The sequence below is a fragment of the Jejuia spongiicola genome, from assembly GCF_023502325.1.
Classification (GTDB): domain Bacteria; phylum Bacteroidota; class Bacteroidia; order Flavobacteriales; family Flavobacteriaceae; genus Wocania_A; species Wocania_A spongiicola.
Genome location: NZ_JAMFLZ010000001.1, coordinates 449,796 through 461,231 on the forward strand (window position 1 = coordinate 449,796; position 11,436 = coordinate 461,231).

The following is an 11,436-nucleotide window of genomic DNA, read 5'->3' on the forward strand; positions in this document are numbered from 1 at the left end:
ATTTGTGTAAATGTAAACATTTTTTTCAAGAAATATCTTTATTGAAAGAACAGGTTGTAATTTTATACTTTAAATTAATATAAATGCGTGTATTAAAATTTGGTGGAACATCGGTTGGGTCTGTAGAAAACATTATTAATGTAAAAAATATAATTAATGATGATAGTAAAAAAATCGTGGTATTATCTGCTATGTCAGGCACTACTAACGAGTTAGTTGCTATTGCAAATTATATAGAAGATAAAAATTCAAATGAAGCTATTGAAAAAATTAATAAACTTCATGGAACTTATATAGCTACAATAAATAGCTTGCTTATTGATAAAAAACTAAATAAGCAGGCAAAAAATTATGTTTCAGAGATATTTAGTTTGTTAATAGATTCAACATATAAGCTGTATTCCGATGTTTTAGAAAATAAAATTTTAGCACAAGGTGAATTACTATCCACATTTATATTCAACTGTTATTTAAAGCAAGAAGGTTTGCGTTCTACATTATTACCTGCTTTAGGTTTTATGCGAATTGATGCAGCGAAAGAACCAGATTTGTCTCATATAAAAGAATATTTAGATAGAGCCTTTAAGTATTCAGAAGAAGCCGATATATACATAACACAAGGATTTATTTGTTTAGATGCTGAAGGTGAAATATCTAATTTACAACGTGGCGGGAGTGATTACACAGCAACTATTATTGGAGCCGTTGTTAAAGCTGAAGAAGTACAAATATGGACAGATATTGATGGAATGCATAATAATGACCCAAGATATGTTGAAAACACAAGACCAATTTCTAATTTGTCATATGATGAAGCTGCAGAGTTAGCTTATTTTGGAGCAAAGATTTTGCACCCGCAAACGGTAACGCCAGTTAGAGCTGATAATATTCCTGTAAGCTTAAAAAACACAATGAATCCCGTTGCTCATGGTACATTGATTTCTAATATGACATCAAACAATGGTATTAAAGCTATTGCTGCTAAAGATAATATTACGGCTATAAAAATTAAGTCAGGCAGAATGCTTCAGGCACACGGGTTTTTAAAGAAAGTTTTTGAAATTTTTGAAATTTATGAGACTTCTATTGACATGATTACAACATCAGAAGTTGCAGTTTCTTTAACTATTGATGATGACAGAAATTTAGATAAAATTGTTGCCGAATTAAAAGAATTTGCAATTATTGAAGTAGATAAAGCGCAAAGTATTGTTTGTTTGGTGGGGCACTCGGTGGTAAATCATCAAGACACTCATAAACTATTTAAGATTCTTAAAGATGTAAAAATCAGGATGATTTCATACGGCGGAAGCAAAAATAATATATCTTTATTGATAAACTCTAAAGACAAAATCAACACGCTAAGAAAACTAAACAATTATTTATTTGAGTTAGTCACATTATAAATACATGTAAATTGCAGTTTTTAGTGTTGTAGTTTGAGGGTCGTTTTTTAACGGCCCTCATTTATTTTTTATGAATTCATTAAATCTTCAATCTCGTCTGCTTCAATAGGAATATTTCGCATTAAATTAAATGGTTCACCCTTTTCTTGAATGACAACATCGTCTTCCAAACGAATACCAAAACCTTCCTCTGGAATATAAATACCAGGCTCTACGGTAAAAACCATGTTAGCTTGCATAGGCTCTGTTAAAATGCCATAATCATGTGTGTCTAAACCCATGTGATGGCTAGTACCATGCATAAAATATTTTTTATATGCTGGCCAATTAGGGTCTTCATTTTGTACATCAGCTTTATCAATAAGTCCTAGCTCTATTAATTCGCTAGTCATTATTTTACCTACTTCTACATGATAATCTGCCCAAATAGTTCCTGGAGCTAACATTTTTGTCGCTTCATTTTTTACTCTATTAACAGCGTTGTATACAGTTTTTTGTCTTTCAGTAAATTTACCCGAAACAGGAATGGTTCGCGTCATATCGCTTGAATAGTTAGCATATTCTGCTCCAACATCCATAAGAATTAAATCACCAGATTTACATTGCTGATTGTTCTCAATATAATGTAAAACATTAGCATTGTTTCCTGAAGCCACTATTGGTGTATAAGCAAATCCTTTTGATCGATTACGTAAAAACTCATGCATAAACTCTGCTTCAATTTCAAACTCCCAAACATTAGGTTTTACAAAATTTAAAATTCGTTTGAAACCCTTTTCGGTAATATTACATGCCCGTTGTATTAAATCTATTTCAATTTGATCTTTAACTGAACGTAAACGTTGCAAAATAGGATTACTTTTAGCTACGCTATGCGCAGGATATTTATGTTTTAGCCATTTAGTAAAACGATCTTCTCTGGTTTCGGTTTCAACATTAGCTCTATAATGTTCATTAGTATTAATATAAACAGTATCGCATTGCGTCATAATTTCAAACATGATTTTTTCCATGTCTTGAAGCCAATACACTGTTTTAATTCCGCTAGTTGCAAATGCTTTTTCTTTGGTTAATTTTTCTCCTTCCCAAATAGCAATATGTTCGTTAGTTTCTTTTAAAAAAAGAATTTCACGATGGGTTTCTTTTGGACAATCTGGAAATAAAACTAAGATGCTTTCTTCTTGGTCTACACCACTTAAATAAAAAATATCACGATGTTGCTCAAAAGGCATAGTACTATCAGCACTTATAGGGTAAATGTCGTTTGAATTAAAAACCGCTAAGCTATTGGCTTTCATGCTTTCAGCGAATTTTTTTCTATTTTTTATGAATAGGTTGGAATTTATTGAATGATATTTCATGTTAACTATATATTAAGTTTGCTAAATGTAGCAAATCTAAATAAATCATATATAATTATTTATTATATTTGATAATCCCTCAGATTTTTTGAAGACCAATAAGAATGTATGGTTTAATAGATAAGCTTAAAAGCTTGTATTTTGCTATGCAAATAACTCTAAAACTTAATATGATGAAGAAAATTACTTTATTTATTGCCTTATTATTTTTAATAAGTGCAGAGCAATTAATGGCTCAAGCCGCCTTGAAAGAAATACCATTGCAAGAGCAAGTTGAACAATCTAGTTTAATTGTAGAAGGAAAAGTAATTGCAAAAAAATCATTTTGGGATGATAATCATCATAACATTTATACTTCAAATACAGTAGAAGTGTATAAGGTCTTTAAAGGAGATCAGCCTAAAACAATTGAGGTTATTACGCTTGGAGGTACAGTAGGGAATAAAGCTTTAATAGTTTCTCCTAGTTTGAAATTAAGAAAAGGAGATATTGGAATATTTACTTTATATGATAATAATATTCCTGTAGAATTAGAGGCTAAATCTTCAAATAAAAAATACAGAACTTATAGCTCTTTACAAGGGTTTTACAGATATAATTTATACGATAATATTGCGGCAAACCCTTTAAGCAAAAAGAAAGGAATCGCTAATTCATTTTATAATGAAATAATGAATTATACTAAGTCAAACTACATAGAAATAGCTTCATTTACTACAGACATTAAAAAGACTACAACATCGAAGGTTTTCTTACCTCCATCAGCTATTACCTTTGCCCCTACAACAGCCACTGCAGGTACCAAAACGGTATTAACAATTTCTGGCTTAGGTTTTGGAGGAACAAAAGGAAAGGTTGGGTTTAGTAATGCGGATGATGGAGGAGCTACGTTTGTTGATGCATTAGATAGCCAAGTACTTACATGGTCCGATACACAAATAACAGTGGAAATACCTGGTGGAGCTGGAACAGGAATCATTAGAGTAACACATGATGATACTACTTCGGATGTTTCTGCAGCTACTCTAACAATTTCATATGCAGAACTTAATGCAACTTTTGATCCAGATGATGAGACTGGCCAAATGCCTCCAGGAGCTAATGGTCCGTTAGGGTTTTATGCATATCAAACTAGGCATGTAAATCGCAATGCTAGTGGTGGTTATACATGGGAAATGCAAACTGATTTTTTTAATGACTCAGAATTCCCTGGAGCTAAGGCAGATTTTGAAAAAGCACTGGATAGATGGCGTTGCGAAACTAAAGTTAATTGGACTATAAGTGGTTCAGCTACAACAACAGATGTTGTTGCCTCAGATGGAGTTAATGTTGTTAAATTTGATAATAACGCGGTGCCTGCTGATGACTTGCCAAATGGTGTTTTAGGAAGATGCTCTAGTTGGTATTCTGCATGTGGTGCTTTTGGTAATGCTTCAAGCTGGAATTGGCATGTAGCTGAATTAGATATTGTATTTGATGATGAGACTGATTGGCATTTTGGTACAGGTTTACCAGCATTTACCGAATATGACTTTGAAAGTGTAGCTCTGCATGAATTGGGGCATGGGCATCAACTAGGGCATGTTATTGATAATTCAACCCAAGTTGATAACGGAAATGATGTAATGCATTATGCTATTTCTAATAGTGAGCAACAACGTGTGTTGACGGCTAATAATATTGCTGGCGCAACTAATGTGCACGGACGAAGCACTTCTGTTGTAGCTTGTTCACAACCAGTAATGACAGATTCTTCAATCTGTAACTTAAGCGTTGAAGAAGATGAATTAAATAATGCTATCAGTTTATATCCTAATCCAGCAAAAAATCAATTTTATATAAATAACGCATCTTATATTAATTTGCAAAAAGCTGTTATTTATGATATTAGCGGAAGATTGATTTCTGAGCACGATATTTCAAATGCTTCAAAAACTAAAACTATTGAAATACCAAGCGCTTCAAAAGGGATTTATTTTGTAAATATCCATTCCGATTCTGCTATGATTACAAGAAAGATGATATTAGATTAATAGTTAAGTTGACAATTATAATTGAGAGCCTGTGATATAATTTCACAGGCTTTTTTATTAACCTATTTAAAATTATTGAATCGTTGTTAAATAAATAGCTAAATTTTGCTAGACCATTAAGAATAACTAAATTTCATCAAAATAAAATAACCACCAATGCGACTTTTAAAAAACCTTATTATTTGCCTTATTTTTTGTTTTCATTATGGCTTTAGTCAACAAGCTTCAACGCCTGTAAAAAAAGTAGTGGAAGCTATTAAACAAAAGCAAGAGTTAACTCAAAAATCATTAGTTAAAAATGTAACTTTTAAAAATATTGGACCAACAATAATGAGCGGAAGAGTTGTAGATTTAGATGTTAACCCTAACAATCCAAACGAGTTTTATGTTGGTTATGCCTCTGGAGGTGTTTGGTATACAGTAAATAATGGTTCTACTTTTGAGCCAATTTTAGATACTTCAAACACTCAAAATGTTGGTGATATTGCTGTAGATTGGAAAACGAAAACCATTTGGGTTGGTACAGGAGAAAACAATTCATCGCGTTCTAGTTATGCAGGTATAGGAATTCTAAAATCAACTGATAAAGGAAAAACATGGGTAAATGTAGGGTTGCCAGATTCTCATCATATAGGTCGGATTCTCATCAATCCAAATAATTCAGATGAAGTAGTTATTGGTGTTACGGGTCATTTGTATTCTTCAAATAATGAGCGTGGTATTTACAAAACGACTGACGGAGGGAAAACTTGGGAACAAAAGTTATTTGTTGATGATGTAAGCGGTGTTATTGATGTGCAACATGCACCAAATAATTACAACATTATGTTTGCTTCATCATGGACAAAAGACAGAAAAGCTTGGAATTTTAATGGTAGCGGTAATAATTCTGCAATCTATAAAAGTACAGATGCGGGTGGTACATGGACCAAAATAACGACTCAAGAAAGTGGTTTCCCAACAGGTAATGGTGTTGGTAGAATTGGTTTAGCGGTTTTTAATGAGAACATAATTTACGCGTTACATGATAGTCAGTTTAGAAGAAAAGAAGATTCAAAAAAAGAAGAAAAACATGGACTTGTAAAAGAAGATTTTAAAACCATGACTGCTGAATCTTTCTTAAACCTTGAAGATAAAAAACTTAATGGATTTTTAAAAACGAATGGGTTTCAAGAAAAATACCGAGCTGAAAATGTAAAACAAATGATTAGGAGTGGTAATGTAAAACCTATCGATTTAGCTAAATATTTAGAAAATGCGAACACAATGCTTTTTGATACACCTGTAATTGGAGCAGAAGTTTACAAAAGCGTTGATGGTGGAAAAACTTGGAAAAAAACTCATGATGATTATATTGATGGTTTGTATTATAGCTACGGTTATTATTTTGGTGAAATTAGAGTCGATCTACAAAATAAAGACGCTATATACATTATGGGAGTTCCTATTTTAAAATCTAAAGATGGCGGGAAAACATTTGTGTCTATAAGTAAAGAAAATGTACATGCCGACCATCAAGCGCTATGGATAAACCCTAAAAAACAAGGGCATTTGATTAATGGTAATGATGGCGGGTTAAATATGAGTTATGATGATGGTGAAAGCTGGGAAAAATTAAATGTAAATTCGGTAGGTCAATTTTATGCTATAAACGTGGATAATGAAACACCTTATAATGTATATGGTGGCTTACAAGATAATGGCGTTTGGGTTGGAGCTCATAATGCTAGTAAAAATAAACTTTGGCAACAAGAAGGGCAGTATCCATGGCAAAGGCTTATGGGAGGAGATGGCATGCATATTCAAATAGATAACAGAAACTCTAATATAGTTTATACAGGATATCAATTCGGAAATTATTTCAGAATAAATAGAGATACAAAAGCGAGAAAGTACATTCAACCAAAGCATGAATTAGGCGAAAACCCATATCGATTTAATTGGCAAACGCCTATATTGCTGTCGCCACATAATCAAGATATTTTGTATTTAGGTGGAAATAAGTTAATGCGTTCCATGAACCAAGGAGATGATTGGGAAGCTATTAGTAATGATTTAACTAACGGAGGTAAAAAAGGAAATGTAGCATATGGAACATTAACATCCATTAGTGAGTCTCCTTTTCAGTTCGGATTAATCTATACAGGAAGTGACGATGGATTAATTCATGTTACAAAAAATGGAGGTGGAAGTTGGCAGAATATTTCAAACAATTTACCAAAAAACTTGTGGGTGTCACGTGTTATTGCTTCGAAGCATAAAAAAGAACGGGTTTATGTAACTTTAAATGGATACCGTTGGGATGATTTTTCGGTTTACGCTTATATGAGTGATGATTATGGAAACACATGGAAAAAGATAAGTTCTAATATTCCATTATCTCCAGTAAATGTGATTAAAGAAGATTCTAAAAACGAGAATATTTTGTATTTAGGAACAGATAATAGTGCATATGTGTCTTTCAATAATGGTTTGCAATGGGAGGTTTTTAGTAAAGGTTTACCAAGTGTTGCAGTTCACGACATTGTTGTTCAATCAAAAGCAAACGATTTACTTTTAGGAACTCACGGTAGGAGCATTTACAAAACTAATATTGCGCATTTTCAAAAAATGAATGCATCAAAAATGAATCAATCTATTGTTCTTTTTGATATTGAAGATGTAAAATATTCTACACGTTGGGGAAGTTCTTTTAGAGCTTGGTCAAAGGTTAATGAGCCTTCAATTAATATTAAATTTTATACAAATAAAGCTGAAGAAAAAGAAATCAAAATTCTATCAGAGAATAATTCTGAATTAGCTCAAATAAAAGTAAAAAGCGATAAAGGGTTTAATAATTTTGATTACGATTTAACTATATCGGAAAAAGCTCAAAAAACACTGATGAAAGAGAATACAAGTGTTAAAATAAATAAAGCAGACAATGGTAAATATTATTTGCCTAAGGGTATTTATACCGTCCAAATAGAATCTGATAAAAAGGCTTTTGAAGTGAACTAAATGCACATAAATTAAAATGGTTCTAAATATAAATTTAAAGGCTTAACTTTTTGTCTATAAATTTATTGTAAAGTACCTTTGTATACTATATAACTAACTTCATAAAAATGAGCGGATTTTTTAAATCTTCGATAGGAAGAAAAGTAGCCATGGCGCTTTCAGCTTTTTTTCTCATGTTTTTCTTACTTCAGCATTTTGCAATTAATATTTTATCTGTTTTTAGCACAGATGCATTTAACGAAGTATCCCACTTTATGGGAACAAACCCACTAATACAATATGCATTACAACCCGTATTAATTTTTGGTGTTGTGTTTCATTTTGTAATGGGATTTGTATTAGAACTAAAAAATAAAAAGGCACAAGGCATGTCATATGCTAAAAATAACGGTGCTGCAAACTCGTCTTGGATGAGTAGAAACATGATTTGGAGTGGTGTTGCTATTTTAGCATTCATCATTTTACATTTCATAGACTTTTGGTTTCCAGAAATAAACACCAAATTTATCCAAGGTGATTGGTCTGGAACTATGGAAGGTGTTGAAGGGTTTCGTTATCACGAAGAGCTTACACATAAATTTCATAGCCATATTAGAACCATTGCCTATGTGGTTGCATTTATCTTTTTAATGTTGCATTTATTACATGGCTTTACTTCTGCCTTTCAATCTATGGGTTCTACCGCAGGAAGAAAGAAGACACTACAAAATATAGGGAAAGCTTATTCGATTATAATTCCGTTAGGATTTATTTTTATTGCACTTTATCATCACCTTAAATACGTATTATCATAGTTATGGCAACATTAGATTCAAAAGTACCTAAGGGTCCAATAAAAGATAAATGGACAGATTATAAAAATAAAATTAATCTAGTTAATCCTGCAAACAAACGTCATATCGATGTAATTGTTGTTGGTACGGGTTTAGCAGGAGGTTCTGCTGCTGCAACTTTAGCAGAATTAGGATATAACGTTAAAGCATTTGCTTATCAAGATTCTCCTCGTCGTGCACACTCAATTGCCGCTCAAGGTGGAATAAATGCTGCTAAAAATTATCAAGGAGATGGAGATTCAACATATAGATTATTTTACGATACGGTAAAAGGAGGCGATTATCGTTCGCGTGAAGCGAATGTTTATCGTTTAGCTGAGGTGTCTGCAAATATTATTGACCAATGTGTTGCTCAAGGAGTTCCTTTTGCACGCGATTATGGTGGTTTGTTAGACAATCGTTCGTTTGGAGGAGTATTGGTGTCGAGAACTTTTTATGCTAAGGGACAAACAGGACAACAATTATTACTAGGAGCATATTCAGCAATGAATCGCCAAATAGCACGAGGTAAAATAGAAATGTTTAACCGTCACGAAATGCTTGATGTTGTTATTGTTGATGGAAAAGCACGAGGAATTATTGCACGTAATTTAATTACTGGAGAAATAGAAAGACACTCAGCACATGCAGTAGTAGTAGGATCTGGTGGATACGGAAATGTATATTTCTTATCAACCAATGCTATGGGGTCTAACGCAACAGCAGCTTGGAAAATTCATAAAAAAGGAGCGTATTTTGCAAATCCATGTTATACACAAATTCACCCAACATGTATTCCGCGTTCGGGAGATTATCAGTCTAAATTAACTTTGATGTCTGAATCTTTACGTAACGATGGGCGTATTTGGGTACCTAAAAATATTGAAGATGTAACAGCAATTCGTGAAGGGCGTAAAAAACCAACCGATTTATCTGAAGACGAACGCGATTATTATTTAGAAAGACGTTACCCTGCATTTGGAAACTTAGTACCTCGTGATGTAGCTTCTCGAGCAGCTAAAGAAAGATGTGATGCGGGTTATGGTGTTAATGCTACCGGCGAAGCAGTATATTTAGATTTTGCTTCTGCGATTACTCGTTATGGTAAAGAGCAAGCTAAAATTCATAATATTGAAAATGCTTCAAAAGAAAAAATATACGAATTAGGTCAAGCTATAGTTGAAGCTAAATATGGTAACTTATTCCAAATGTATGAGAAGATTGTAGACCAAAACCCATATAAAACTCCAATGATGATTTACCCAGCAGTACATTATACTATGGGAGGCGTTTGGGTTGATTATAATTTAATGACAACCATTCCAGGTTGTTATTGTATTGGTGAAGCAAATTTCTCCGATCATGGAGCTAACCGACTTGGTGCTTCGGCTTTAATGCAAGGTTTAGCCGATGGTTATTTTGTATTGCCATATACAATTGGAGACTATTTATCGGACGATATTCGAACTGGAGAAATTCCAACCGATACTAAAGAATTTGATGAAGCCGAGAAAGAAGTAACAGACAGAATTAATTTCTTTGTAAATAATAAAGGAACAAAATCTGTAGATTATTTCCATAAAAAACTAGGTAAAGTAATGTGGAACAAAGCAGGAATGTCTAGGAATGCAAAAGGGTTAGAAGAAGCAATGTCTGAGATTAAAGCTATTCGTGAGGAGTTTTGGAAAGAAGTTTCTGTTCCAGGATCGTCAAACGAAATGAATCCAGAACTTGAAAAGGCTGGACGTGTTGCTGATTTCTTAGAACTTGGAGAGTTGTTTGCCAAAGATGCTTTAATGAGAGAAGAATCATGTGGAGGTCATTTTAGAGAAGAATCTGCTGAAGAATCTGGACCGCAAAAAGGCGAAGCAAAACGTAATGATAAGGATTTTGCTTTTGTTGCAGCTTGGGAATATAAAGGAGAACCAGCAGATGCGGTTTTACATAAAGAAGAATTAGAGTTTAAAGATATTGAACTAAAACAACGTTCATACAAATAAGAAAGGCATTATGAATTTAACACTTAAAATTTGGAGACAAAAAGACTCAAAAACTAAGGGTCAAATGGTGGATTATAAAGTTACTGATATTTCAGAGCATATGTCTTTTTTGGAAATGATGGATGTTTTGAACGAGCAATTAGTAAACTCAGGAGAAGAGCCTGTTGCTTTTGATCACGATTGTCGCGAAGGGATTTGCGGAATGTGTTCCATGTATATAAATGGAGAAGCTCACGGTCCAGATAGAGGTATTACAACTTGTCAATTGCATATGCGTATGTTTAAGGATGGAGATACTATTACAATAGAACCATTTAGAGCAGCTGCATTTCCTGTAATTAAAGATTTAGTTGTAGATAGAATGGCATTTGAGCGTATTCAGCAAGCTGGAGGTTATATCTCTGTAAACACATCAGGAAATACGCAAGATGCAAATTCAATTCCTATTTCCAAACATGCAGCAGATGAAGCTATGGATGCTGCAACGTGTATTGGCTGTGGAGCTTGTGTAGCAACTTGTAAAAATTCATCAGCGATGTTATTTGTTGGAGCAAAAGTGTCTCAATATGCTTTGTTACCACAAGGGCAGGTTGAAGCTGCAGACCGTGTGCAAAATATGGTAGCCCAAATGGATTTAGAAGGATTTGGAAACTGTACTAATACGGGGGCTTGTGAAGTTGAATGCCCTAAAGGGATTTCTTTAGAAAACATAGCACGTATGAATAGGGAATTAATGAAGGCTAATTTGTAAGAATAGAAAATCATTTTTTATAAATATTAGTTAAAACCCATGTGAATACATGGGTTTTTTGTTTAGCTTTAAA

At 33.2% G+C, this 11,436-nt stretch carries 7 protein-coding genes; 6 read left to right on the forward strand and 1 reads right to left on the reverse strand.

Annotation, left to right across the window (positions count from 1 at the left end):
• Positions 1 to 83 precede the first annotated feature (83 nt).
• A complete protein-coding gene (locus M3P09_RS02090) occupies positions 84 to 1,406 on the forward strand; it encodes an aspartate kinase (protein ID WP_249971838.1) in 1,323 nt (440 codons plus the stop codon).
• Between the two features lie 68 nt (positions 1,407 to 1,474).
• Here M3P09_RS02090 and M3P09_RS02095 read toward each other — a convergent pair whose 3' ends face one another.
• Positions 1,475 to 2,767, reverse strand: coding sequence for an aminopeptidase P family protein (locus M3P09_RS02095; RefSeq protein WP_249971839.1), 1,293 nt, complete (start codon positions 2,765 to 2,767; stop codon positions 1,475 to 1,477).
• Between the two features lie 173 nt (positions 2,768 to 2,940).
• Between M3P09_RS02095 and M3P09_RS02100 the strand changes: the two genes are divergently transcribed.
• From M3P09_RS02100 to M3P09_RS02120, 5 genes are all read left to right on the forward strand, one after another.
• Positions 2,941 to 4,800: a T9SS type A sorting domain-containing protein gene (locus M3P09_RS02100; protein WP_249971840.1), complete on the forward strand. Its 1,860-nt coding sequence runs from the start codon at positions 2,941 to 2,943 to the stop codon at positions 4,798 to 4,800.
• 156 nt (positions 4,801 to 4,956) lie between these two features.
• The gene (locus M3P09_RS02105; RefSeq protein WP_249971841.1) at positions 4,957 to 7,800 is read left to right on the forward strand and encodes a WD40/YVTN/BNR-like repeat-containing protein; all 2,844 of its coding nucleotides are present in this window, start codon (positions 4,957 to 4,959) and stop codon (positions 7,798 to 7,800) included.
• Between the two features lie 107 nt (positions 7,801 to 7,907).
• Positions 7,908 to 8,594 (forward strand): succinate dehydrogenase cytochrome b subunit, encoded by a 687-nt coding sequence (locus tag M3P09_RS02110; protein ID WP_249971842.1) that lies wholly within the window; start codon positions 7,908 to 7,910, stop codon positions 8,592 to 8,594.
• A gap of 2 nt (positions 8,595 to 8,596) precedes the next feature.
• Positions 8,597 to 10,612: a fumarate reductase/succinate dehydrogenase flavoprotein subunit gene (locus tag M3P09_RS02115; RefSeq protein WP_099564858.1), complete on the forward strand. Its 2,016-nt coding sequence runs from the start codon at positions 8,597 to 8,599 to the stop codon at positions 10,610 to 10,612.
• A gap of 10 nt (positions 10,613 to 10,622) precedes the next feature.
• Positions 10,623 to 11,363, forward strand: coding sequence for a succinate dehydrogenase/fumarate reductase iron-sulfur subunit (locus M3P09_RS02120; protein ID WP_099564857.1), 741 nt, complete (start codon positions 10,623 to 10,625; stop codon positions 11,361 to 11,363).
• Positions 11,364 to 11,436 lie beyond the last annotated feature (73 nt).